Source organism: Gordonibacter sp. RACS_AR49 (assembly GCF_030418435.1).
Lineage (GTDB): Bacteria > Actinomycetota > Coriobacteriia > Coriobacteriales > Eggerthellaceae > Gordonibacter > Gordonibacter urolithinfaciens.
On the sequence record NZ_JAIUDM010000002.1, the window covers coordinates 53,463 to 77,977 of the forward strand.

The 24,515-nt window shown below is 67.2% G+C and carries 17 protein-coding genes and 1 tRNA gene; 11 read left to right on the forward strand and 7 right to left on the reverse strand.

Annotated elements, in window-relative coordinates:
- Positions 1-33 precede the first annotated feature (33 nt).
- Positions 34-4,023: a collagen binding domain-containing protein gene (locus tag LB310_RS04840; protein WP_157009632.1), complete on the forward strand. Its 3,990-nt coding sequence runs from the start codon at positions 34-36 to the stop codon at positions 4,021-4,023.
- 48 nt (positions 4,024-4,071) lie between these two features.
- On the opposite strand, the gene LB310_RS04845 is transcribed toward LB310_RS04840, so the two are convergent.
- From LB310_RS04845 to LB310_RS04865, 5 genes are all read right to left on the reverse strand, one after another.
- The gene (locus LB310_RS04845; RefSeq protein WP_087193158.1) at positions 4,072-4,722 is read right to left on the reverse strand and encodes a hypothetical protein; all 651 of its coding nucleotides are present in this window, start codon (positions 4,720-4,722) and stop codon (positions 4,072-4,074) included.
- Between the two features lie 448 nt (positions 4,723-5,170).
- Positions 5,171-5,257 (reverse strand) — tRNA-Leu (locus LB310_RS04850).
- 708 nt (positions 5,258-5,965) lie between these two features.
- Entirely contained in the window at positions 5,966-6,505 is a 540-nt protein-coding gene (locus LB310_RS04855) for a methylated-DNA--[protein]-cysteine S-methyltransferase (RefSeq protein WP_367316804.1), read from the reverse strand.
- A 24-nt stretch (positions 6,506-6,529) separates the two neighbouring features.
- Positions 6,530-7,072 (reverse strand): methylated-DNA--[protein]-cysteine S-methyltransferase, encoded by a 543-nt coding sequence (locus tag LB310_RS04860; protein ID WP_278805704.1) that lies wholly within the window; start codon positions 7,070-7,072, stop codon positions 6,530-6,532.
- Positions 7,073-7,084: 12 nt separating this feature from the next.
- Positions 7,085-8,590: an AlkA N-terminal domain-containing protein gene (locus LB310_RS04865; RefSeq protein WP_301154655.1), complete on the reverse strand. Its 1,506-nt coding sequence runs from the start codon at positions 8,588-8,590 to the stop codon at positions 7,085-7,087.
- A gap of 660 nt (positions 8,591-9,250) precedes the next feature.
- Here LB310_RS04865 and LB310_RS04870 point away from each other — a divergent pair.
- From LB310_RS04870 to LB310_RS04880, 3 genes are all read left to right on the forward strand, one after another.
- Complete coding sequence (locus LB310_RS04870; protein WP_301154656.1) at positions 9,251-11,494, forward strand: serine/threonine-protein kinase; 2,244 nt, start codon at positions 9,251-9,253, stop codon at positions 11,492-11,494.
- 149 nt (positions 11,495-11,643) lie between these two features.
- Positions 11,644-12,540 (forward strand): acetamidase/formamidase family protein, encoded by an 897-nt coding sequence (locus LB310_RS04875; protein ID WP_096227479.1) that lies wholly within the window; start codon positions 11,644-11,646, stop codon positions 12,538-12,540.
- Positions 12,541-12,574: 34 nt separating this feature from the next.
- The gene (locus LB310_RS04880; RefSeq protein ID WP_096227478.1) at positions 12,575-13,990 is read left to right on the forward strand and encodes an APC family permease; all 1,416 of its coding nucleotides are present in this window, start codon (positions 12,575-12,577) and stop codon (positions 13,988-13,990) included.
- 96 nt (positions 13,991-14,086) lie between these two features.
- Here LB310_RS04880 and LB310_RS04885 read toward each other — a convergent pair whose 3' ends face one another.
- Together LB310_RS04885 and LB310_RS04890 are read right to left on the reverse strand one after the other, a co-directional pair.
- Entirely contained in the window at positions 14,087-14,962 is an 876-nt protein-coding gene (locus LB310_RS04885; RefSeq protein WP_096227477.1) for a bifunctional hydroxymethylpyrimidine kinase/phosphomethylpyrimidine kinase, read from the reverse strand.
- A 155-nt stretch (positions 14,963-15,117) separates the two neighbouring features.
- A complete protein-coding gene (locus LB310_RS04890) occupies positions 15,118-15,318 on the reverse strand; it encodes a DUF6724 family protein (RefSeq protein WP_087191501.1) in 201 nt (66 codons plus the stop codon).
- A 165-nt stretch (positions 15,319-15,483) separates the two neighbouring features.
- Between LB310_RS04890 and LB310_RS04895 the strand changes: the two genes are divergently transcribed.
- The 7 genes from LB310_RS04895 to LB310_RS04925 all read left to right on the forward strand — a co-directional run bounded on the left by LB310_RS04895 (position 15,484) and on the right by LB310_RS04925 (position 24,459).
- Complete coding sequence (locus LB310_RS04895) at positions 15,484-18,249, forward strand: PAS domain-containing sensor histidine kinase (protein WP_123672879.1); 2,766 nt, start codon at positions 15,484-15,486, stop codon at positions 18,247-18,249.
- 145 nt (positions 18,250-18,394) lie between these two features.
- Positions 18,395-19,684, forward strand: coding sequence for a serine--tRNA ligase (gene serS, locus LB310_RS04900; RefSeq protein ID WP_096227476.1), 1,290 nt, complete (start codon positions 18,395-18,397; stop codon positions 19,682-19,684).
- Positions 19,685-19,714: 30 nt separating this feature from the next.
- Positions 19,715-21,019 (forward strand): hypothetical protein, encoded by a 1,305-nt coding sequence (locus LB310_RS04905; protein WP_301154657.1) that lies wholly within the window; start codon positions 19,715-19,717, stop codon positions 21,017-21,019.
- Positions 21,020-21,430, forward strand: a complete 411-nt coding sequence (locus LB310_RS04910) for a hypothetical protein (RefSeq protein WP_096227474.1) — start codon at positions 21,020-21,022, stop codon at positions 21,428-21,430. It abuts the gene before it with no gap.
- 4 nt (positions 21,431-21,434) lie between these two features.
- Entirely contained in the window at positions 21,435-22,700 is a 1,266-nt protein-coding gene (locus LB310_RS04915) for a PLP-dependent aminotransferase family protein (protein WP_096227473.1), read from the forward strand.
- Between the two features lie 19 nt (positions 22,701-22,719).
- Positions 22,720-23,712, forward strand: a complete 993-nt coding sequence (locus LB310_RS04920; protein ID WP_096227472.1) for a D-alanine--D-alanine ligase — start codon at positions 22,720-22,722, stop codon at positions 23,710-23,712.
- 138 nt (positions 23,713-23,850) lie between these two features.
- Positions 23,851-24,459, forward strand: coding sequence for a YtxH domain-containing protein (locus LB310_RS04925; RefSeq protein ID WP_087191508.1), 609 nt, complete (start codon positions 23,851-23,853; stop codon positions 24,457-24,459).
- The last annotated feature ends 56 nt before the right edge of the window (positions 24,460-24,515 follow it).

A 24,515-nucleotide genomic window follows, 5' to 3' on the forward strand; every position in this document is an offset into this window, starting at 1 on the left:
AACAGCCCGGCGGGCGCGACGAAAGGACAGACCATGAAACACGCCACCTTCGCAAGGGCGAAGGCGCGCCCGAGACGCCCCGAGGGTGCCTCGACGGCAGCCGCGCCCCCCGCCCCAGCGGCCCGGCCATCGGAATGGCTGCGCCGCGCGACGAGCCTGCTGCTCTGCGCAATCCTGGCAGTCGGGCTCCTCCCCACGCTCTCCCCTCGGCAAGGCGAGGCGCACGCCGACACGGCGCAGACGGTGTCCGGGCAAGCGTACGTGCACTGCGTGAACCCCGGCCACACCAACGATCACGGCAACCTCTTCGACGTGACCATGCCTGACGGAACCGTGCTGCGGGGCCACTGCCTCGACTACGGCCTCGCCTACCCCGCCGACGGATGGTACTCTTTCAGCGGCACCTGGAACGGATCGTCGTTCGACATCGTGGTGAACACCCGCGACGCGAGCCCCCATCCCGACTGCCTCCTTTCCGGCCCTTGCCAGCGCGTCGGAAACTTCTCGTGGTCGCCCGAGGTGAGCGTCTCCTTCGCCAAGGAGAGCGCCGACGCCTCCATCACCACCGGGAACGCGGAGTACGCCTACTCGGGAGCGTCTTACGACATCTACGATGCCTCCGACGACTCGCTCGCGGCCCAGATCGTCACCGGGGAGGACGGGAAGGCGAGCTGCAAGCTGCCCGCGAACAAGAGCTATTACGCGATCGAGCGGCAGGCGCCGGACGGCTTCAAGCCGAGCGGCGAGCGCGTCTATTTCGAAACCGGGATGGGAGACGGCCAGGTGCGGCTCGAGGACGAGCCTTGCACGGTGGCCTTCGCCATCCGGAAGAGGGACTCCGCGACCGGCGGGGAGGCCCAGCCCGGAGCCACGTTGTCGGGCGCGAGGTACAAGCTCGTCGATGCCAACGGAGCCTCTCACGTCGCAACCTCCGACGACGAGGGGATCATCCGGTTCGACGGCATCCCGCTCGGCGACGCGACGCTCGTGGAGATCGAGCCGCCCAAAGGCTACAGGCCGGATCCGGAGCCGCACCAGTTCCACGTGTCGGGAAGCGGGCAGCACGAGGACGTCCTCCTCGAACCGTCCGTGGACGAGGACGTGATCGCGTTCGATATCGAGATCGCCAAGTTCAAGGATTACGGCGACTTCGAGAGCGGCGTCGCCCAGCCCGCCGCCGGCGTGGTGTTCGAAATCGTGTCCAACACCACCCAGGAAGTCGTGGGAACCGTCGAAACGAACCAGTACGGCTTCGCGAACACGGCAAGCAACCCCGATGCGTGGTTCGGCGAAGGATCGCGGCCCGACGGCGCCTCCGGAGCCATCCCTTACGACGAGGCGGGTTACACCGTGAGAGAGGTCGAGGAAACCGTCCCGGACGGATTCCACCACGTGGGCGATTGGACGGTAACCGAAGACGACATGCAGGACGGAGCGCTCCTGCAGTACATCGTCGACAACGCCGCCATCCACACCCGCATACAGATCGTGAAGACGGACGCCGTCACGGGCCGAGCCGTCCCCGTTGCCGGATTCTCGTTCCAGCTGCTCGACGAGGGAGGAAACCCCATCGTCCAGGAGTCGTGGTATCCGAATCATGTCGAGCTCTCCGAGTTCACAACCGACGAGACCGGATGCGTCACGCTGCCCGAGCCCATCGAGCCGGGAACCTACTACGTACGTGAAACCGCGGCCCAGCCCCCTTATCTGCTCGGCGGCGAGGACGTGCGCGTGGTTGTTCCGGACGACGAGGCGATCACGCCCACGGTCGTCGTCCGTTACGCGGACGAGGCCGCCGAAGGGTCGGCGACCATCCGGAAAACCGACGCCGCCACCGGAGAGCCCATGGCGGGTGCCGAGTTCGACGTCGTGTCGCTCGGCTTGGTCAAGGGCCCGGACGGCACCGTCCAGCTGATCGAAGGGGAGACGGTGGGAAGCGTGACGACGGGCGCGGACGGCACCGCCTCCATCGACGGGCTCCCGCTCGGCACGGGTAGCGCTTCCTACGCGTTCGTCGAGACGCGCGCGCCCGAGGGGTACGTGCTCGATCCGACACCGCGCGAGTTCACTGTCTCCTATCAGGACCAGAACACCTCCGTTGCGCATACGTCCGTGGACGCTGAGAACAGGGCCAACACCCTGACAGTCGCGAAAACCGAGCTGGGGAATGCGGAGGCGTCCCTGCCCGGAACGGAGTTCCTATGGTGGAACGCCGATCAGGAGGCATCCTTCAGCGAGCCCGGAGTCGTGGCCGTGCGCGCCGAAGGCCCCGGCGGCTGGGTTGCCGTGGGCTCCGACGAAACTGAGCATCCCATGTCGTACGACGAGGACAGGGATGTATGGTGGGCCGGCGGCCTCGCCGACGGAGATTATGAGTTCGAGGCGGACGGCAAGCGCGCCGAAGGGACGCTTACGGTGGCCGCCGGGGGGACTGCATTCGGAATCGCATCGGCGAAGGCGCGTCCGTCCGGCGAAGGGACGGCGCTGGGCGGCGGTGCCGATGCCGAGGACGAGGCCGGCCCCGCAGCGACCGAGGTCCTCGTCGTCGAGGCCCGACCGTACCTGATACTGCCCGGCGAGGAGCAGCAGATCATCGAGGTCGCCGCCGACGGGGCCCTGCATGTGGAGAAGCTGGCGCCCGGAACCTATCGTCTGCAGGAGGCCGAGCCCGTTCCCGGGTACGTGCGCGACGAGACCGTGCGCAGCGTGACCGTGGGAGAGGACGGCGCGATCTCCGGCGAGTGGCTCGAATCCGAGGGAGGCGACGCCGCGGCCGTCTTGGAGAACGACTATACGAAGGTGGATATCAGCAAGCGCAGCGTCGCCGGAGAGGACGAGATTCCCGGCGCGCACCTGAAGTTGGAAGATGCCGACGGCACCGTGGTGGAGGAATGGGTTTCCGGAGACGAGCCTCATCGCGTAGAGCGGCTCGAGCCGGGCGACTACACCTTGACCGAGACGATGACGCCGAACGGTTACGACCAGGCGCAAAGCGTCTCCTTCACGGTCGAGGAGACCGGGGAGGTGCAACGGGTCGTCATGTACGACGAGCCCATATCGGTGTCCGGGGAGATAGACAAGCGCCAAGAGATAGCCGACCCAACCGCGCCGGGGGCCGTGGAGAACGGCGACGGAGCCAACAAGGCCGACGTGTCCGTCTCGGAAGACGGCCGCTTCGACTACAGCCTCGACTACCGCAGCACGTCGAGCACGTGGGTTGACGAGTTCACGGTGACCGACGACCTGTCCTCCGTCGAAAAGGGGCTCGCGGTTCTGGAGGGGGTCACGACCGCCCAAGCGGTTGGGGACCGCGACGGCAGAATGAACGTATGGTACCGGACGAACCTCACCCCCTCCGACCACGTCGACGAGAGCGGCGCGAACGCGACCCTGGACGACGGCCACGGGAACCCGTGGCTCGCGGAGGATCCGAACGGCATCCTGGGGGATGACGGTCGGGCGGTCGACTACGCCGGCTGGCGCCTATGGGAGTCCGGAGTGGACGCGACGCGCGCGACCGACCTCGACGCGTCCGATCTCGGCTTGGGCGACGGCGAGGTCGTCACCGCCGTGCGCTTCGAATACGGGTGCGTGGACGCGGGGTTCACCACCCGCGAGGACGGATGGGACCGCGAAGGGATCAAGGACGCCCACGACGACGTCGCGGACGCGGAGCCCGCAAACGGGGATTCGCCTTCGGCGGCCATCCTGCACATGCGCGTGACGGACTCCTACGCCGAGGGGGCCCTCCTCGAGAACGAGACCCGAGTGGACCTGTGCCGCAACGGAGGGGGAGATGGCCTCGAGGGCCACGACTCCGATCGCGTCGAGCAGGTGCCGGGGGCCGAGGGGCCGGCGCTCCCCGACACGGGCGACGCGGCAGCGGCGGCCCTGCCCTGGCTCGCCGCCGCGTGCGGCGTGGGCGCGGCGGCGGCCGCCGCCTCGGGAGCGCTCCGCCTCCGCAGGGAGCGGAAAGGAAAGGCCGACGCCGGCCAGGCCCCGGAAGGGGCCGAGGAAGCCTAGGGCGGGACTTGGAGGGCGGGGCGCCCCCGCCCTCCGCGCGGCCCGGCCCTAAAGGCCCAAACCCCCGAACCAGTTGTTGTAGGCGTATTCGGCAGACGCCCAACGGCCGTCTCCCCGGCCGTACATGTCCTCCGAGCGGAACCCGGCCTCCGAAACCGACATCCCCCGGAAGCCGCGAACCTCGGCGAGGGCCTTCCCGTAAGCCCTGCGCGCCGCCTTCTCGTCGGGGTAGGCGTCCAAGAAGCAGTAGGCGTGCCAACCTTTCCGGAAGACGAAGGTGCCCCCTACCAGGCCGCAGCACGCGTACAGGGGCCGCGCCCTTCCGAAAGACGCCCCGTTCTCCTCGAGCGCGAGCCATTCGCTCGGGGCGATCGAGGCGGCGGGCACGACGTCCACCCCCATCTCCCGGATGTTCCTCACCCCCTGCGCCTCGGCGTCGGCGCGGCTCTCGAACACGTTGACCCCCACGTCGCCCTTCCCGAACGTCCAGTTCCCCCCGCCCTCCTGGTTCGAGTGGTACCGGAACGTCCTCCCTCCGAGCGGGTCGTCGCAGTCCCTGCACTCGAACGCCTCCGTCACGACGATGGGCCGCACGCTGTCCAAGACGAGACGGTACAGCCTGTCTCCGACGCCGTACAGCCTGTCGCTCGCCGGGATCGAATCGAACAGGGATTCTTGGTTGGGAAGCTCTTTCCTCATGGCCTCTCTCCTCCTTTGCGGCGTCGGGGCCCCTTCGGCCCTTCACCATGTCGCTTTCCGAATCGGCCTTGCCGGTTGCAAGCCCGCCTTGCAACCGGCTCATTGAGCCGCTCCCGGAGGCGCGCGGGCGGTCAAGGGCGTCCGAAAAGCCGAAGGCGGTCCCTCCACCGGTTCCGCGCAGCGGAAGCTGTGGAGGGATTTTGGGCGCCCTTGACGGCCCGTGCGCCGGAGGGAACCTCGGAGGGCCAGCCCGGAAGGCGCGCGGCCAGAAGGGGGATTCGGGGTGCGAGCGAGGTAGGGCCGTCAAGGAAGCGCCTGATGAGAGACTGGGGTGCGAGGCACCGGGCGAACCGCGGAGCTTGGGGTGCGGGGCCCGGAACCGGGGTGCGAGAGCCTGGAAAACGAAAATCCCCAAGCCTGTGACCTGGGGATTTGCAAAACTCTTCGATGGTGCGGGCGAGAGGACTTGAACCTCCATGAGATTGCTCTCATACGGACCTGAACCGTACGCGTCTGCCAATTCCGCCACGCCCGCAACTCTTCGCTCCCGGAAAATCCCGACAGCGGATTACATGATACTCTAGCCGGGCGCTCGACGCAAGAGCCTTTTTTCGCCCGCCCCCGCGAGCCCTCTCGATTATGCAGTTTCTATTCATTCCCCCCGATCGGGCCGACACCCGCCGATGGGAAAACTTGGATAATCGTCTTCGCAGGTGAACAGTGCCGTTTATTGGGGTGCCGAAACATCGAGGAAAAACGGCACGCCATCATGCCCGACACCGCCCAATCACGCGAAAACCACTTCCCATCAGGAGCGACGTGGCAACGACAGGAAGCCTTCGGAATGATCGCAGATTATTGGATATGCATGGGAATGGCCCCGTGGCACCCCAACCACACCCCAACCGCCTCTCGAAAAGGCGCACTTGGGGTGCGATATGAAGAAGAGATTTCCATTTGACCTGGATTTATGAACTCAAGAAAGGAGGATTGCGGTTCGACTGCTTGAACCTCCATGGGGTTGCCCCCATACGGACCTGAACCGTACGCGTCTGCCAATTCCGCCACACCCGCATCTGCTCTCCGACCTCGGTCGAAAGCAAGAACAGATGATACAGGACTTCACCCGCCTATGCAAGACCGAAATTTGCTCCTGCGGAGAAAAACGGCCTATAACGAGCAATCGCAGAGAGCTTCCACGCGTCTCCTGTGCTTCGCCTCGGGGTGCATGCTTCACAGGCCCCTACAAGGCGGTGCCGCGCTTCGGCACGTAGAGGCCGGTCAGGTCGGCGCCCTCGTGCTCCAGCAGCCAGACCTTGCGGGCGATGCCTCCGGCGTATCCGGTCAGGCTGCCGTCCGAGCCGATCACGCGATGGCAGGGCAGGATAATGGAGATGGGGTTGCGCCCGTTCGCCGTGCCAACGGCGCGCGCCGAGGCCTTACCACCGCAATCGCATGCGATCTGCGCGGCGAGCTCGGCGTAGGTGCGCAGCTCGCCGTAAGGGATGTCGGCTAGCAGCTTCCACACGCGCTGCTGGAACGGGGTGCCGCCCGGCTTGAGGTGCAGCGTCGCTACGGGAAGGGGGTCGCCGTCGAAGTAGCGGTCGAGCCAGGCGCGCACCTGCGCGAACACGGGAAGGTCGTCGCGGCGCTGCAGGTTCCCCGCCACCTTGCCGGCGAAGTACTTCTGACCCTCGATCCATAGCCCGACGATTGCCTCGCCGTCGCTCGCGATGGTGAGGTCGCCCAGCTCGGCATGGGGGTACACGGTCGAGTAAAGCATGAGGTCCCCGCTCTCTTCCATGCGCTAGAGCGCCGTGCCCTTCTTGGGAACGAAAAAGGCCTCCATGTCGACTCCCTCGTGCTCCAGCAGCCATATCTTGCGCGTCAGGCCGCCGGCGTAGCCGGTCAGGCTCCCGTTCGCGCCCACCACGCGGTGGCAGGGGATGATGATGGAAATGGGATTGTGCCCGACGGCCCCGCCCACGGCCTGGGAGGACATTTTCTCCTTGCCGTCCTCCTGCGCGATCTCCCGGGCCAGGTCGCCGTAGGTGCGCACGCAACCGTAGGGAATCTCTGCCAGCTTGCGCCACACGCGCTGGCGGAATGCGGTGCCGTTGGGCGCCAGCGGCAGCTCGGCTGTCGCTGGTCGCTTGCCGGCGAAGTAGCGCTCAAGCCAGTCTTTCGCCTGCGCGAAAACGGGCAGGTCGTCGGCCGGCACCATCTCGCCGTCCACCGTGCCGCCGAAATGCTTCTGTCCGGCTATCCACAGTCCCACGATGCTCTGCCCGTCGCTCGCGATCGTGACCTCGCCGAATCCGAGGTGGGTGTAGTTCGTCCGATAAACCATGCGCGTTCCTTCCTATGCGGCCAGCGAGTTCCACAGGCACAGCACCGCGTAGCTGCGCCACGGGCGCCACTGCTCGGCCAGCGCCAGCCGTTCCTTCGGTTCCAGGTGGGGTAGAGCGTGTTTCACGCCGGCATCGGTCTCCATGAAGGCGTCGGGATGGTTGAGCACCCTCATGGCCAGGTAGTTCGCCGACCAGGGGCCGATGCCTTTCACCGCTAGCAGGCGTTCCATCTGCTCCGCCACCACGGCACCGGTATCGAAGCGCAGCTCGCCGGTCTCAAGCAGCCGCGCGATCTCGGCGATGGTACGCGAGCGCGTCCTGATAATGCCCAGCACGCCGAGCGCGTCCTCGATGGGTTCGAGCGCGGCGACCTCCGCCGCTGTGGGGAACGCGTGCGTGAGCCCTGGGATGCCGGTGTCCACGGGCTTGCCGTAGCGCTCTACGATGCGCGCCGCCAGCCGGTTGGCGGCCACCACCGTCACCTGCTGGCCGAGGATGGCCCGCACGGACGTCTCGAAAGGGTCGAAGCAGCCGGGCACCCGCGTTCCCAGGACCGCCGCGCCCGGAACCGTATCATTCAGCGAGGCGATGCCCTCGTGCACGGCCTGCGGGTCGCAATCGACGTCGAACATGCGGCGCACCCGGGCGATGACCTGCGACGTCACCGGCAACAGCGACGCGCTCATCGTGACGGCAAGCGCCCCCCGCCGCTCGTTGTCGGTCACGCGCACCCAGCCGAGCACCTCCTCGTTGCCGTGCTGCATGCGCACGACGCGCGCGTAGGCGTGCTCGTCCACCGCTTCCACGCCTTCCAGCTGGCGGGCACGGAAGAACGCGAGCAGCTCGGCGAAGCGGTACGGCGGACGGTAGCTCAGCGTGAAGGCCACTCCGTCGCCCGACGGCGTGCGCCGTCGGGCGCTCTTGCGCACGGCGGTGGGGGTGAGTCGATAGCGTTCCTTGAACAGGTCGTTGAAGCGCCGCACGCTCTTGAACCCGGCGGCCGCGGCCACCTGGCTTACCGGGAGGTCCGAGTCGGTGAGCAGGCTCTTCGCCAGAAGGAGACGGCAGGTTTGCAGGTACTGCACCGGCGTCACCTCGAACTCGCGTTGGAAGGCGCGCCTCAGGTGGCGGTCGGTGTAGCCCAGCCGCTCCGCCATGCGCCCGAGGCTTTCGCCGCTCGTGCAGTCCTCGCGCAGCAGCGAGGCCGCACGCCGTGCGAGGTTCGCGGACGCGTCGGCGATGGAGTGGCCGGGCGCGAGCTCCGGGCGGCACACGAGGCACGGCCGGTATCCGGCAGCCTCCGCCTCGGCCGCCGTCTCGTAGAACGTGCAGTTCTCGTACTTCGGCATGTGCACGTGGCAGACGGGGCGGCAGTACACACCCGTGGAGGACACGCCCACGAACGCCTGTCCGTCGAATCGCGCGTCTTTGGACGCGAACGCCGCATACAGCGCCCGCTTGCGCGATTCGGGATGGTTGAGGTCCTGCCGCAGGGTGCTCTCCTGTTCTTCTGCCATGGGGCGCCGCCCTCCTTCCAAGTAGCCCGCACTGCGAGAGGCGGTGCAGCTGCCAAGCCGCCTCTAAAGTCGCCGTACCGTGCAGCGCCGCGCCGCCAGCCGCCACGCCGCACCGCCTCTCTGACAAGAGTCTAGCGCGAAAGGCTGGAGGGAACTAGCCGTTTTCGGACGTCAAGTTGAAACCTCTGCGGAACAACGCCGCATTCGCGCGCCCGGCGCTGCTTCCTGAAATCTCGCGTTCGCGGCCCGTTCGCCCGGTTCCGTCGCCTGACGTCGAAAACGCCCGCCGCTGTCAAAAAAGCGCCGGATTGGCAATCTAGATGTCAGCCTTGGAAGGTCTTCTCTGCGAGGAACTAGAAAAAGGCCAGGTCGCGTTACACACTGCACCACCTTCGAAGTGGCAGCGGTTGCCAAACCGGCGCTTTTTTGACAGCAGCGGGCGTTTTTGCCGGCAGGCCGGTAACTACGGCCAGACAGCAGGTCCGGCTGGACCAGAAGAATGACTGCTGGTTTCGAGGAGCGCCGTCGCTCGTTCATTCGACGCTTCCGGGTGGGGAGCGTGCCGTGGAGGGGCGAATTGCGCTATCATGGTCGGTGCAGGCGCGCGGTGCTCGCCTGCCGCTTTCTGAAACGAACCCGCAACGACCGCAGAGAAGGCGCATGGCACGCAACCAGCTCATATTGGATCGGTACCGACCCATCGGGGAGTCGCGCTCGGGCGGCTTCGGCACGGTGCGTGTTGCGTGGGACACGCGCATCCAGCGCAAGGTGGCCATCAAGTGCATCGAGCTCGACGAGGTGGATGCCGCACGTGCGGCGCTGCCGGATGCCGATGCGGTGCGGCGGCAGACGACCGCCCCCGCCTCTGCGCCTGTCGAAGCCCACGGCTATCCCGAGCAGGCGGGTGCCGGCGCGATGCCGCGCTTCGACGAGGTCGACTGGGACGATATCCCGTCTTGGGAAGGCGAGGATGTGTTCCCGGGCGAGGAGCCGCCCGTCGCGCAACGGCGCGCGGCCCAATCCGGCGTGGCTGCGGGACGCAATCCCGACGACGTCCCGCCTTGGGAGGACCTCCCCGCCGCCCCTCCGCCGCCTCCCGACTTCGAGAGTCCCTTCCGTAAGCGGGACAAGGCTGCCGCGACCGCAGCCGCGCGCCCCTCATCCGCCGCGCCCCATGGTTCCCCGGCTGCCGCAGCCTACCGCGACCCCGCGGCCGACCTGGACGACGACCTGCCGCCGGTGCGCTCGCTCTCCCACATCCCCGGCTTGGACGAGGCGCGCACGGCCGCCATGCTCACCGACCCGAACATCGTCACGGTGTACGACTTCGAGGTGCAGGGCCAGACGGCCTACCTTATTATGGAGTACATCGAGGGCATCACCCTCACGGAACTGCTGCACGACTACGCCGACTACCTCACGCTCGACATGGTGGCCGCCGTGTTCGGCTCCGTCGCCCACGCGCTGGAGGTGGCCCACGAGAACCAGGTGCTCCACCTGGACATCAAGCCGGACAACGTATTGATCAACCGCCAGGGACAGGTGAAGGTGACGGACTTCGGCCTGGCCACGCTCGCGGATGCCGGCGGCTTCGGCGCGGCGGGCGGCGGTACCATCGGCTACATGCCGCTCGAGCAGATGCGCGGCGTGAGCCTGGACGCACGTTGCGACGAGTGGGCACTCGCCTCCGTCACGTACGAGATGCTGGCCGGCGAGAACCCGTTCCTTGCGCCCGATCTGGCCCGCGCGGAGTCCGCCATCGAGGATGCGGAGCTCGTGCTGCCTTCGCTGTGCTGGGACGAGCTCGATCCGGCGGTCGACGACGTGGTGTTCTACGCGCTCGACCCCGACCGCGAGCAGCGCTACGACAACGTGACCGACTTCGCCGAGGAGATGGAGAAGTTCCTGGGCGACCCGAGGACGGGTCATCGCGAGCTGGCCGTCATCGTAGGCGATGCGCAGGGCGACGACGAGGCGGAAGAGGAAGAAAGAGCGCCGCACCCGCCCCGTCCCCCGCGTGTGCCGCTGCGCGAGCGCATCACGCGCCGGCAGGCGGCCGTGGCGGCGCGCATCGTGGGCGCGGCGGGCAGCGGGGCCGTGGCATTCGTGGCGCTGGCGAACTTGCCGCAGATAGGCGGCCTGGAGGGTATCTTCGGCCTGGCGGGGCCGGCCCTGCTGCTGTTCTGGGGGCTGTTCGCGCTCATTGCGCTGGCCGGCGCGCTCAAGCCGCACCTGGGAGCATTGCTGGCCTACTTCGCGCTGGCCGCGGCGCTCATCGCGCAGGGCGCGCCGGCTGCCGGCTGCGTACTGCTGGCGGCTACGGCGGTGTGGTGGTACTTCGCCGGGCGGTTGGGCAACGCGGCGGCGAACGCCACGTTCGCCGTGCCCCTGGCCGGCGCCGTGGGCGGCAACCAGCTGGCGCCCGTGGTGGCCGGGTTCTTCCTGCCGCCAGCCCGCGCGCTCGGCACGACGGCGTTCGCGCTGCTCGTGGCCGCGCTGCTGGCATCGTTCGGCTCCGGCAACCTGCTGGGATGGGACGCGTTCGCCCGTTGGGACTTCGCCGGCACCGACGTGCAGGCGAACCTGGGCGCGCTGCTCTTGCAGCCCGCCACCTGGTGCGTGGCCGTCAGCTGGCTGGCCGCCGCCGCAGTTCTCTCCGCGTGTCGGTGCCGTCTGTCGCGCATCCTCGCGGTGCTCGGCATCGTGCTGGTCGCCGCCGCGCTCGTGGCCGGCATCTGCGCTGCGGCTTGGCTTGCCTCGGGCCAGCTCACCTGGATGCCCTCGGTTGCGGCCATCGTGTCCACGGCCGTGGCCGTCGCCGTCCTTGTCGTTGCCAGCCACCTGGAGCCACCTGCGCTCGACCTGCAGGAGGAATGGGAAGAAGCCGCGTCGAGCGAAGGCTGACCGGCATTTCCTCCTAAATAGCGCGTGCGTTCGCGTTCCTTCTGGAGTATCGTGTGATGCGCCAACGGTAGAGCGCTCTATTGCGCAGGAGCGTTGCGGCCATGGCGTCAGAAGAATACGAGCAAGCGAGACGAAGAAAGGGGAAACCCATGCATCAGCTAGGAGACGAGTGCGTGCTGTTCGCGTTCGCGCGCGACCTCGAACCGGCGCTCCGGGTGGCGTCGGGCGACACGGTACGCATCCGCACGCAGGACTGCTTCGGCAACCAGGTGCAGGCGCCCGAGGACCAGCTTGACGAGATCGACTGGGACGCCATCAACCCGGCCACGGGCCCCGTGTACGTGGAGGGAGCCGTCCCCGGCGGCGCACTGAAGGTGAGCATCGACAACATCGAGCTGGACGCGCAGACGGCCTCGTGCACCGGCAAGGACGAGGGCGTGTGCGGCGACCGCTTCGATGCGTGGAGCACGCGCCTGTGCGCCATCGAGGACGGCAAGCTCAGGTGGAGCGACAAGCTGTCCATCCCGCTCAACCCCATGATCGGTGTTATCGGCGTTGCCCCGGAGGGCGAGCCCGTGAACTGCGGCACGCCGGGCAGCCACGGCGGCAACATGGACAACACCGCCATCACCACGGGGGCCACGCTCTACTTCCCGGTGGCCGTGGAAGGCGCGCTCTTCGGCTGCGGCGACATGCACGCGGCCATGGGCGACGGCGAGATCAGCGTCTCGGGTGCGGAGGTGGCCGGCTGGGCCACGGTCACGCTCACGGCACTCCCGGACCTGCATCTCGCGGACCCGCTTATCGAGAACGACACGCACTTCGGCGTGATCGCCTCGGCCGAGACGCTCGACGCAGCAGCCGACCGCGCCGTGCACGAGATGGTGGACCTGCTGCATGACCGCACCGGCGTGGCCCAAGACGAGCTCGTCATGCTGCTGTCGCTCGTGGCAGACGTGCAGGTGTGCCAGATGGTCGACCCGGAGAAGACCGTGCGCTTCATGGTGCCGAAGTACGTGCTGGACGCGCTCGGCTTCGCGCTGTAGGGCAAAGACAAACCAAGAAAACAGGGGGGATCCAATGACTGAAGAGCAGAAGGCGGTCTCGTCCGCCAACGACGCGGCCCAATCCCAAAGCGCCGCCTCCGAGGCCGCGCTGGAGGCCATGGGCTACAAGCAGGAGCTCAAGCGCGCCATGTCCGTGCCCGACATGCTGGTGTACGGGCTCATCTTCATGGTGCCCATCGCGCCGTTCGGAATCTACGGCGGCGTGTTCGGCGACTCGGGCGGCATGCCCGCGCTCGTGTACCTGGTGGGCATGGTGGCCATGATCTTCACGGCGTTCTCCTACGCCACCCTCTCGCAGGCGTTCCCCGTGTCCGGCTCGGTGTACGGCTACACCAGCCGCGGCATCAACAAGCCGGTGGGCTTCGTGACCGGCTGGACCATGCTGCTGGACTACCTGCTGGTGCCCACGCTGCTGTACGTGGTGGCCGCGCAGGCCATGAGCGGCATCGTGCCCGAGGTGCCCGCGCTCATCTGGGGCATCCTGTTCGTGGCCATCAACACGTTCGTGAACATCCGCGGCATCGAGCTCACGGTCATCGTCGACCGCGTGGCCGTGGTGCTGGAGATACTGTGCCTGGGCGTGTTCGTGGTCATGGGCGCGCTGTGGATCGCCACCGACCCGCTGTCCAACGGCTTCACCATCCAGCCGTTCTACAACCCCGAGACGTTCAACCCCGGCCTGGTGATGAGCGCCGTGTCGCTGGGCGTGCTGTCGTTCCTCGGCTTCGACGGCATCGCCACGCTGTCCGAGGAGGCCAAGGACGCGAAGAAGGGCCCGTCGAAGGCCATGGTGGGGTCGCTCCTGATCGTGGGCTTCCTGTTCATGCTGCAAACCTACATCGCGGGCTGCATCAGCCCCGACGGCGCCGTGTTCGCGAACGACCCCGACAACGCGTTCTACCTGGTGGCCGAGGTTGCCGGCGGCAAGTTCCTCTACGTGCTGTGCGCGCTGGCCACGGCCATCGCGTGGGGCATCTTCAACTCGCTGGCCGCTCAGACGGCCATCAGCCGCATCCTGTTCGCCATGAGCCGCGACGGCAACCTGCCGAAGGCGCTTGCAAAGGTGCATCCCAAGTTCAAGACGCCCTACGTGGCAGCCGCGTTCGTGGGCGCGCTGTCGCTCGTGCTGGTCATCGTGTTCGAGCAGCTGGGCATCGACGCCATCTCGCGCCTCGTGAACTTCGGCGCGCTCACGTCGTTCTGCGTGCTGCACGTGACGGTGGTGTGGCACTTCTTTATCAAAGAGCGCGACGGCAAGGTGTTCACGCACCTCATCCTGCCGCTTCTGGGCTTCATCATCGTGGGCTACACGTGGATCAGCCTCGACCCGGCGTCCAAGACCATGGGCATCATCTGGGTCGTCGCCGGCATCGCGTACTATTTCGTGCTGCACAAGGTGATGAAGAAGAACGTCGACCTGGAGGTGTAGCGCCCCAACCGCCCGCTGGAGCATAGCGCAAAAACGCCCTCGGGAACCCAATCCCGAGGGCGTCGCCTGTCGACTGCGTGATGCGATCGCGTCCCTCTACAGCAGTTCGCACACCTTTCCCAGCAGGGGCTCGAAGCTCACGCCGCGGTCGCGGAACTCGGGCTGCTTCGCACTCACGATCATGGCGTCGTGCACGAAGTCGCCGGCGAAGCGCACGGCCTCCTCCAGCGTGCGGCCCGCCATGACGGCAGCCATCAGGCACGATGCGTACAGGTCGCCGGTGCCGTGCAGCATGTAGGGCAGGTACTCGTTGTGCACCTCCACGGTGTCCATGTCAACGCCGCCCACGAAGTTGCGGATGCACGTCTCGCCCTCGCGCTGGATGCCCTTGAGCACCACGTGCTTCGCGCCCTTCGCAACCAGCGCGTCCACCAACCGGTGCGCCTCCTCGTCCGAGATGTCCGTGCCGGCCCACTCGTCGCCGATGGGCTCGCCCAGGATGATGGCGGCCTCCGTCAGGTTCGGCGTGAGGATGTCGGCGCCGCAGGCCAGCTCGGCCATGGCGTCGCAGAGCTCGGGCGTGTAGGTGGGGTACACCTTGCCGTGGTCGGCCATCACCGGGTCGACCACGCGCAGCGCGGCGGGGTACAGGGCATACAGGTCGCGGATGCGGTCCACCTGCTCGGGCGCGCCCAAGAAACCGGAGTACACCGCATCGATCTCCACGCCGATGTTCTTCCAGGCCGCCAGGTAGTCCTTCAGCATGGAGGTGGTGTCGTGCATGTACCAGCCGGGGAACGCCGTGTGCGACGAGAACAGGCCGGTGGGCACGGGGCACACGTCGCAACCAGCGGCCGACAGCACGGGAATGGCCACGCCCAGCGAGCACTTGCCGTAGCCGCACAGGTCGTGCACGGCGGCAACGCGCGGGATGTAGTCGCCTTCGCGGGAGTACAGGGTGGTTTCGCTCATGGTTCGCTCTTTCTCGAAGGGGTCGGTGTCTGGTTCGTTGTCTGGCAATGGTACGATGCGGCGGGTGGGCGGCTCGAACCGTTGCCAAGTTGAAAACGGGCGCCGTGGGCGCCCGTTGGTGTCCTCTGCTCGAACCGATGCGGTAGGAGCTTCTGTTACTGGTCCTTCTCCTCGTCGTCATCATCGTCGAAGAACGACCAATCGTCTTCTTCGGCCTCGCGGCTGACGAAGCGCTTGCGCGTACGCCTCTCCATGATAATGCAGGCTATTATGCTGATGACCAGCCCGATGGCGATCAGGCATCCGATGCCCTCGAACGTCTCGAACAGGAAATGGTACAGTTGACCGAAGTCCATGGCAGCCTCTTCGTCCTATCTACGCAAAGTCCGCCCGCAGGCGTCACTTCTCCGATTAAGTTTTGCGGGTAGAGTATACTATGCCCGTGCAAATTCGGGATACCTCCACGACGAGAATCCTTCATATACGTGAACGCACCAACTGAAGACTGCGAAGGTGGGCGCATGCGCGCTGGAAACCAGGCGGGACGCGGCAGGCGGCTCGCTCTCTATATCGTCGCCGCCTTGGCAGCGGTTGTTGTCCTGGGCACCTCGCTCGGGCTCATGGGTTACATCGACCAGAAGCTCAAGCAGGGAGCCGAGCAGCAGGTGGTCACGTTCACGCAGCAAGCCGCCTCCAATGTCGCAGACCGCATCTTCATCGTGCAGAACGCTATCGGGGCGTTCGAGGTGCAATCGGCCGATCCGGTCACCGTCGTGCCGGCGCTGCAGGGCCTGCGCGACCAGTTCGGCTTTGCCGAGGTTGCGTTCTCGGGCATGGATGGCCGAGGGGTCCTCTCGGACGGCACGCCGTTCTCCGTGGAAGAGATGGCCCAGCCCGAAACGGCCCTCTCGCAGGGCAAGGACTCGTACTCCTCCACGTTCGAGCTGGACGATGGCCGCCGCGTGCGCCTGGCACAGCGTCCCCTCTATCTCGATGGGCAGCAGATAGGCGCGCTGTACGTGCAGATTCCCCTGTCCATGTTCTCCATGAGCAAGCAGTTGGACATGTTCGACGGACGCGGCTACTTCATGCTGTTCCAAGGGACGACGGGCGAGATACTCGTGCCTCCTATCGAAGACACGAAAACGCCGGTGAACAGCGGCATGACGGTCTACTCGTTCCTCGACCAGGCGGCGGAATACGAGCGACCTCCCGACGACGGCATGACGGAGATGATGGCCTTGTCGTTCGGCGAAGATGCGGAAGATCTGCCCACGTTGGACGAGACGGTCGCGGCGGGCGAGACGGGGCTTGCCGTCGGGTTCGTTGACGGCAAGGACAGCTACGTGTGCGTGGCGCCGGTGGGAGAGGGCAGCTGGTACGTATGCAACGTCATACCCGTGGAGAACGTGCGCGCCGAGGCGTCTATCGTGCTCACCGCGTTCCAGGTGGTGTTCGCCGTGGTAGTGCTGTGCTTCGCCGCCGTCATCGCGCTCATGTTCTCCTCGTATCGCAAGCGCATGCTCGAGCGCAACGTGGCCATGAAGTCGCGCCTGTACAAGGCCCTGTCCGACAGCTTGGATATGGCGGTTAACCTGTACTGCCCCGTAGACGGTACCGTCACGCCCATCGTGGCGAAGGCTGCGCGCATCCTGGGCTTCACCATGCCCGAGATCATCGCAGACCCCCGCGTCGCCGACGAGCTGCAGCTGTCGGAGCAGGGCCGCGGCCTGCTGGACCGCCTGCGCGAAGGTGCAGTGCAGGCCCCGCAACAGGGCCAGTTCTCATTCGTGCACCTGCAGACAGGCAAGGTGCGGTGGATAGCGTATTCTGCCAGCCCCTTGAGCTACGAGGGCAAGCAGCGCATCCTGGTGGTGTTGCGCGACGTTACCACCGAGAAGGAGCTGCAGCTGTCCATGAAGGATGCCATGACGGCCGCCGAGGCCGCCAACCAGGCGAAATCCGAATTTCTCTCGCGTATGAGCCATGAGATACGCACGCCTATGAACGCCATCATAGGCATGCTGCAGATAGCGAAGCTGCATACCGACGATGCCGAGAGGACCGAGGAGAGCCTGCGGAAAATCGGTGCGGCGTCCGACCATCTGCTCAACCTCATCAACGACGTGCTGGACATCTCGAAGATCGAGAGCGGGAAGATGGTGCTAACGAGCGAGCCGTTCCGCTTGTCGGTGCTTTTGGAGCGCGCGGCCGCCGTCATCGGCCCGCAATGCGAGCAGAAGGGCCAGGCCTTCGAGGTGGTCGTTCCCGAAGACGACGAGGTGTTCGTGGGCGACGCCGTGCGCCTGCGCCAGCTCCTCATCAACCTGTTGACGAATTCCGTGAAGTACACGCGGCCGGGCGGCCATGTGAGGCTGGAGGCATCCATCGACGCAGACTCGATCGTAGCCTACCGCTGCGTGACCTTCGTGGTGGCCGACGATGGCATCGGCATGACCGAGGAGTTCCACGAGCACCTGTTCGAGCCGTTCGTTATGGAGGGGCGCGCGAACGTGCAGGGTACGGGTCTCGGCATGCCCATCGTGAAGAACATCGTTACCATGATGGGCGGCGACATACACGTGCGCACCGCGGTCGACCAGGGCACGACGTTCACCATCACGGTGAACCTGCGGCTGGCGTTCGAGCCCGAGCGCCGCGCGCTGGCGGCGGCCGAGCGGGCGGGCGATGCGTGGGAGGGCTCGCTCGACGTGTCGGGTCGGCCGCAGAAGCAACCGCAATCGCACTTAACCGAGGTGGCTTTCGACGGCCTGTACGGAACGGCGTCGCGTGTGCCCGCGCCGTCCTCGTTGTCTCTCCCGTCGGCCACGAGGTCGCCCCTGCTGCGGCCCGACGGCCCCGCGACGGCCCCTCTGCCCACGGCGGCGAGCCTCGCGGGCACGCGCGTGCTGCTGGCCGAGGACAACGACTTGAACGCCGAGATAGCCTGCGAGCTTCTGGGCGAGTCCGGCCTGGAGGTTGAGTGGGCCGAGAACGGCGAGGAGGCGTGCCGCCTGTTCGCCGAGTCCGAACCGGGCTACTACGACGTGGTGCTCATGGACGTGCAGATGCCGGTGATGGACGGTTACGAAGCCACCCGTTGCATTCGCGCGCTCCCGCGTACCGACGCCGCCGACGTGCCCATCATCGCCATGTCGGCGAACGCCTTCGCAGAGGACGTGCGCGCCTCGCTGGAGTGCGGCATGGACGCCCACCTGTCCAAGCCCATCGACATGCGTCGCGTGCTCAAGGAGATAGCCATCCACCTTCAAAAGCGCCGCAGCTAGCGGGCGCGCGGGCGAAAGAGGCGCTGCTTGCGGAACTGGCCGGGAACATGCCGAGCGAGTGAAGGATTGCATGAGGCGCTCGTGGGTGCGATATACTGAAGTTATACTGAAACGATAACCGGGTCCTACCGAGAAGGAGCGCGTCATGCTAGACATCAAGTTCGTCCGCGACAACCAGGCAGCCGTCGCCGAGGCGATGGAAAACCGCCATGCCTCGTGGGATGCCGCTCGCTTCTCCGAACTGGACGAGACCCGTCGTGCCGCCATCGCGAAGGAGGAGGCGCTGCAGGCCGAGCGCAACGCCGCCTCGAAGTCCATCGGCGCCATGATGGGCGCCGGCCAGAAAGACGAGGCCGAGGCTGCCAAGGAGCGCGTGCGCGCCATCAACGACGAGCTGGCCGTGATCGGCAAGGAGCGCGAAGCCGCCGACGAGGCCCTGCGCGACCTGCTGCTGGCCACGCCGAACATGCCGGCCGACTCCACGCCCGTGGGCGAGAGCGAGGACGACAACCCCGAGGTGCGCCGCTGGGGCACGCCGCGCGACTTCGCCGCCGAGGGCTTCGAGATGAAACCGCACTGGGACCTGGGGCCGGAGCTCGGCATCATCGACTTCGAGCGCGCGGTGAAGCTCGCGCGCAGCCGCTTCATCCTGCTGGGCGGCCTGGGCGCCCGCCTGGAGCGCGCCCTCATCAACTTCATGGCCGACACGCACTCCTCGCGCGGCTACAAGGAATGGTGGTGCCCGGCCATGGCCAACGCCGAGACGCTCACCGGCACGGGCCAGCTGCCGAAGTTCGAGGAGGACCTGTTCCACACCACCGAGGGCCTCTACCTCATCCCCACGGCCGAGGTGCAGCTCACGAACATCCACGCCGGCGAGGTGCTCGACGCCGGACAGCTGCCGCTCAAGTACTGCGCGTTCACCCCGTGCTTCCGCGAGGAGGCGGGCAGCGCCGGCCGCGACACGCGCGGGCTCATCCGCGTGCACCAGTTCGACAAGGTGGAGATGGTGAAGTACGCCAAGCCCGAGGAGAGCTTCGACGACCTGGAGGCCATGGTGGCCGACGCCGAGAACATCCTGCAGCTGCTGGGCCTGCCGTACCGCGTGATCAGCCTGTGCACGGGCGACATCGGGTTCTCGGCCGCCAAGACGTACGACCTCGAGGTGTGGCTGCCGTCGTACAACGGCTACAAGGAGATCTCGTCCTGCTCGAACTGCACGGACTTCCAGGCGCGCCGCGCGAACATCAAGTACCGCGACCCCGCGAACTTCAAGGGCTCGCGCTTCGTGCACACGTTGAACGGCTCGGGTCTGGCGGTTGGCCGCACGATGGCCGCCGTCATCGAGAACTACCAGCAGGCCGACGGCACCGTGCGCGTGCCCGACGTGCTGGTTCCCTACATGGGCGGCGTCGAGGTCATCGCGCCCGAATAGGCGCGGCGGGCTCGGTCAGGGGCGAAGCGCGTGGTAACGAAGCGCAAGTCGGTAAAGAACGCAAAGAAGATCTCTAGCACGCCGGACGCGGCGAAGGCCGCACCTGGCGTTTCGGCGAAGGCTTCCGCCACAAGTCCGGTTAAGGCCGCGCCCAAAAGCCCGGCGAAGGGCGTGGAGAAGGAGCCCGCCGAGGTTCCGGCGAAGGCAGCTTCGGCGGATGCGGCCAAAAGCTCGGCCAAGCGTGCGGTCGAGGGCCTGGCGAAAGGCCCCGCCAAGGGTCCTGCCGAGGGCGCGGCCAAGGCGGGCGGCGCGAAGCCCAAGCCGTCCGTTGCCTCTGCGCGCAAGGTTGCCGTTCCGCCGGCGCCGGCGGAAGCCTCGGCATCGACTGGCGCGCGGTCGAAAAAGGCGGCGAAGCGGAAGGGCGCACCAGGACAGAGCGGGCGTCTCGAGAAGCAGGCGAGCGCCGCGGCCGGAACGGGCGAGGATGCGGAGGCAGCCCCGTCCCGCGAGGGCGCGCCGCGCAAGCACGCAGGAGGCCGGCGCCGCTGGCCCTGGTGCGTGGCGCTCGGCGTGCTGGCGGTGCTGCTGGTTGCCGCGGCCGGGTTCTCGTGGGACCGCTGGCTGCGTTACGACGACGCGCGCGAGCTGCAGGGAGAGTGGCAGGTTGACGGCACGACGCGGGTGATCGTGATCGACGGCGCGTCTATCAAGCTCACCGACGACGTGGCCTACGCCTACACCATCGATCCTACGGCCAAGACCATCGAGTTCACGTTCGGGAACATGGAGGGATCTGGCCGCTACCGCTTCTCGGCCGATCGGTCGCAGCTCGTGGTGACGGAGGGGTCCTCTTACTCCGTCCTGTCCACGCTGTTCGAGGATGTCGGCTGGATGTGGGACGGGCTCGTGCGCTTCGTGCAGGGGCAGGCCCCGGCGCAGCCGGAGGCGGGGGAGGGCATCACCGTTCTCGCGCGCGTCTCGCACGACGCTGCGGCGCAGCCGCGTAACGACGAGGGGCTTGCCGCAGGTGCAGCAGGCGACCTGGCAAACGGCGCCCCGGGGGCCGGTTCGTCCGACGCTGCCAACGGCTCGGCAGGCGATGCGGGTGCGAGCGGCGGCGCCTCCGCGGATGCGGGCAGCACGGGCTCCAACGCGCCCGCCGGCGATGCGGGTTCCAGCGGGGATGCCGACGGCGGCACCAATGCGGGCGGCGGGAACGCCGCCAACGCCGGGGCCTCGAACTCGAATGCCTCCCCGTCCAACGGCCCGGGTTCGATCTCCCCTGCTCCCGACAATCTGTTCGACCTGAACGACGTGAACGACGCGGGTGCCTGATTGGACGCCCTCGCCATCGAGCGCCTCGTGGTGGGCGAGGGCCGCATCGGCTGCGACGTGGTCTTTGCCGCGCAGGCGCCGCGCACCACCGATCCCGTGCTCGCCGCCCGCGTGTGCGCGTCGTTCCCCAACCTGCCGCGCCATGCCTGCGTGAACGGGGCGGGCGACACGTTCGGCGCCGTCATGGAGGCCACGTCGCTGCCGCATTTGCTGGAGCACCTCGTCATCGACCTGCAGACGCAGGCGGCGCCTCCCGATGCGTCCCCCGACACCGCCTACGTGGGCATCACCAGGTGGACGGACGAAAACGCCGGGCGGGCGCACATCGAGGTGAGCTTCACCGACGATTTGGTAGCTTTGCGGGCTTTTCGCGACGCGGCGCGCTTTCTGAACGAAGCGGTGGTACTCTAACGCAATGACTACGGCACACCTCACATTCGACCAGACGGGCGACAAGATTGCCGAACGCGTCGTGAAGATGCGCTCTTCCGCCGTGCGCGACCTGTTCGCCGCCGCGTCGAACCCCAACATCATCTCGCTCTCCGGCGGCATGCCCGACGTGTCGCTGCTGCCGCACTCCGCCATCCGCGCGGCCACCCGCGCCGCCTGCGACGACGAGCGCGCCGTGGCGCTGCAGTACGGCTCCACCGACGGCCGCGTGGAAACGAAGCAGGTGTTCTGCGACCTCATGCGCGACATCGGCGTGCGCGCCAAGCCCGAGAACGTCATGATAACCACGGGCGCTCAAGAGGCGCTCGACCTTATTGCCAAGACGTTTTTGAATCCGGGCGACATCGTGCTGGCCGAGGGCCCCACCTACCTGGGCGCGCTGCAGGCGTTTTCCGCCTACGAGCCCGACATCCGCTGCATCCCCTTCGACGACGAGGGCATGCGCATGGACCTGCTGGAGGAAGAGCTCGCGCGCCTCGGCAAGGGCAACCTGCGCCTGAAGTTCCTCTACACCATCCCGAACTTCCAGAACCCCGGCGGCGTGACCATGGTGCCCGCCCGCCGCAAGCGCCTGCTGGAGCTGTCGGAGGAGTACGGCTTCATGGTGGTGGAGGACGACCCCTACGGCCGCCTGCGCTACGACGGCGGCCACGTGCTGCCGCTCAAGGCGCTCTCGGACGACGTCGTGTACCTGGGCACCGTGTCGAAGGTGTTCGCGCCGGGCCTGCGCACCGGCTGGATCGTGGCGCCGAAGAGCGTGCTGGCGAAGATCAACCTGGTGAAGCAGGGCACCGACCTCTGCGGAAGCGCCTTCAACCAGGTGGTGGTGGAGCACTACTTCACCGACACCCCGTGGCAGAAGACGCTGCAGAAGTTCGTGAAAACCTACCGCACGCGACGCGACGCCATGCTGGCCGCGTTGGACGAGCACTTCCCGGCCGAGGCCACCTGGACGCGCCCCGAAGGCGGCTTCTTCGTGTGGGTGACGCTGCCGCCGTACGTGGATACCGGCTCCATGCTGTCCGTGGCGCTGGAGAGGGGCGTGACGTACACGCCGGGCGACGGCTTCTATCCCGGCGGCTCCGCCGGCAAGAACTGCATGCGCATCGCGTTCTGCTACGAGAGCCCCGAGAACCTCGCCGAGGCCGTCAAGCGCCTCGCCGCCGTCATCAACGACCGCCTGGAGCTCTACCGCGCCTTCCTGGAGGCGGGCGCCATCAAAGCCGAATAAGCCGAACAAGGAGTTATCGATGGGCCTCAAAGTTGCAGTGTTGATGGGCGGCGCTTCGTTCGAGCGCGAGTTTTCCCTGGCCAGTGGCAAGAATGTGTGTGCTGCGCTCGAAGAGGCCGGCCACAAGGCGGTGCCGCTCGACACCACGGGCGAGCTGGTGCCCACGCTGCGCAGCGAGCGCCCCGACGTGTGCTACAGCGCCCTGCACGGCAAGCACGGCGAGGATGGCACCATTCAAAGCCTGCTCGAGTTCCTGGACATCCCCTTCATCGGCTCGCCGTCGCACGTGTGCCATCGCTCGTGGAACAAGGACTCCATGCACTACGAGCTGGCCACGTACCGCGCTATCACCGGAGAAGCGCCGGTCGCCTCGTGGCCGCAGGGCATCTACCTGGCGCGTGACGCGTTCAAGGACATGGGCGCGGCCACGGCGCTCGATCTGGTGCAGGAACGCGTGATCGGCGGCTTCCCCGTGGCCGTGAAGCCCGCGCATGGAGGTTCCGCCCTGGGCGTGCACAAGGTGGATTCCGTCGACGATCTGGGCGAGGCCATCCTCGACGCGCTCTCGTTCGACGAGGCCGTGGTCATCGAGCAGTGGGTGGACGGCGTGGAGATGGCCGTGTCGGTGCTCGGCACCGGCTGGGACGCCTACGCGCTGCCGCCGGTGGAGATCGTGCCCACGAAGGGCCTCTACGGCACCGAGGCGCGCATGGAGCCCGGCGCCGTGCAGTACTTCGCGCCCGTGCGCCCCGCCTCGCTGTCCGACGACGAGGGCGACGCCCAGGCCATCCGCGCCGAGATCGAGCGCGCCGCGCTGGAGGTGTACCGCGCCTACAACGCCCGCGACCTAGCCCGCATCGACCTCATCTGGGACGGCGCCCAGGCCCGCGTCTTCGAGGTGAACGTGTCGCCCGGCATGGCCGAGCGCTCCCTGTTCCCCGCCGCCTGCGCCGCCGCCGGCCTGTCCCTCTCCAGCGTGCTGAACGAGCTGGTATCCCAGTACGCGAAGTAGTATCGCGGCGCTTTCGCTTCTGGCAACGAAACGGCAACTGAATCATAGAGCGCTCGTGTTTTCCCTACTGGTGGTTGGCGGGTGCCCCTATAATGGGCTGATCGACAAACGTCCAAGACATTCCTTTAGGAGGCAGATATGGGCAACAAGGTAGGAACCTTCCTCATCGGCGGTTTGGTCGGCGCCGCCGTCGCACTGCTGTACGCTCCCCGCTCGGGCTATGAGACGCGCGCCATGGTCACCGACAAGATGAACGCGGCGTGGGGCGAGGCCCAGGAGTTGGGCGCGCAGGCGTCTGACAAGGCGCAGCAGGTGTACCAGGACGCCACGTCCAAGGGCCAGGAGGTCGTGCACGACGTGGCCGCCAAGGGCCAGCAGGCCGTTCAGGACGCCCAGACCAAGGGCCAGGAGCTGTACGGCGCCGCCAGTGCGCGCGTGCAGGAAGCTGCGGACAACATCAAGCCGGTGTTCTCCGAGAAGAACGACGACCTGCGCGAGAAGATCGAGGCTGCCCGCCAGCGCATCGCGGCCCAGGTGGCCAAGAACGCCGAGCAGGCGCATGACGCCGTGAGCGACAAGATCCCCGTAGCCGCCGACAACGCGCACGAGGCGGTGGACAACGTGGCCGGCAAGGCCAAGGAAGCCGCCGATACCGCGACGAACGCCGCCGAGTCGGCCGCCGGCAAGATCGCCGGCGACACGGAGGTCCCGGTCGACAAGGGCCCTGCCGAGAGCAAAGAGAACTAAGTAGCCTGCACGAATGAAGGGTGCACCGCGCCAAGCCGGACGGCGATGACCGTCCG

Excerpts from the sequence above, each read along its gene's own strand:
- LB310_RS04840 (WP_157009632.1), top strand. The coding sequence starts at position 34 with ATGAAACACGCCACCTTCGCAAGGGCGAAGGCGCGCCCGAGACGCCCC.
- LB310_RS04845 (WP_087193158.1), bottom strand. The coding sequence starts at position 4,722 with ATGAGGAAAGAGCTTCCCAACCAAGAATCCCTGTTCGATTCGATCCCG.
- LB310_RS04855 (WP_367316804.1), bottom strand. The coding sequence starts at position 6,505 with ATGCTTTACTCGACCGTGTACCCCCATGCCGAGCTGGGCGACCTCACC.
- LB310_RS04860 (WP_278805704.1), bottom strand. The coding sequence starts at position 7,072 with ATGGTTTATCGGACGAACTACACCCACCTCGGATTCGGCGAGGTCACG.
- LB310_RS04865 (WP_301154655.1), bottom strand. The coding sequence starts at position 8,590 with ATGGCAGAAGAACAGGAGAGCACCCTGCGGCAGGACCTCAACCATCCC.
- LB310_RS04870 (WP_301154656.1), top strand. The coding sequence starts at position 9,251 with ATGGCACGCAACCAGCTCATATTGGATCGGTACCGACCCATCGGGGAG.
- LB310_RS04875 (WP_096227479.1), top strand. The coding sequence starts at position 11,644 with ATGCATCAGCTAGGAGACGAGTGCGTGCTGTTCGCGTTCGCGCGCGAC.
- LB310_RS04880 (WP_096227478.1), top strand. The coding sequence starts at position 12,575 with ATGACTGAAGAGCAGAAGGCGGTCTCGTCCGCCAACGACGCGGCCCAA.
- LB310_RS04885 (WP_096227477.1), bottom strand. The coding sequence starts at position 14,962 with ATGAGCGAAACCACCCTGTACTCCCGCGAAGGCGACTACATCCCGCGC.
- LB310_RS04890 (WP_087191501.1), bottom strand. The coding sequence starts at position 15,318 with ATGGACTTCGGTCAACTGTACCATTTCCTGTTCGAGACGTTCGAGGGC.
- LB310_RS04895 (WP_123672879.1), top strand. The coding sequence starts at position 15,484 with ATGCGCGCTGGAAACCAGGCGGGACGCGGCAGGCGGCTCGCTCTCTAT.
- serS (WP_096227476.1), top strand. The coding sequence starts at position 18,395 with ATGCTAGACATCAAGTTCGTCCGCGACAACCAGGCAGCCGTCGCCGAG.
- LB310_RS04915 (WP_096227473.1), top strand. The coding sequence starts at position 21,435 with ATGACTACGGCACACCTCACATTCGACCAGACGGGCGACAAGATTGCC.
- LB310_RS04920 (WP_096227472.1), top strand. The coding sequence starts at position 22,720 with ATGGGCCTCAAAGTTGCAGTGTTGATGGGCGGCGCTTCGTTCGAGCGC.
- LB310_RS04925 (WP_087191508.1), top strand. The coding sequence starts at position 23,851 with ATGGGCAACAAGGTAGGAACCTTCCTCATCGGCGGTTTGGTCGGCGCC.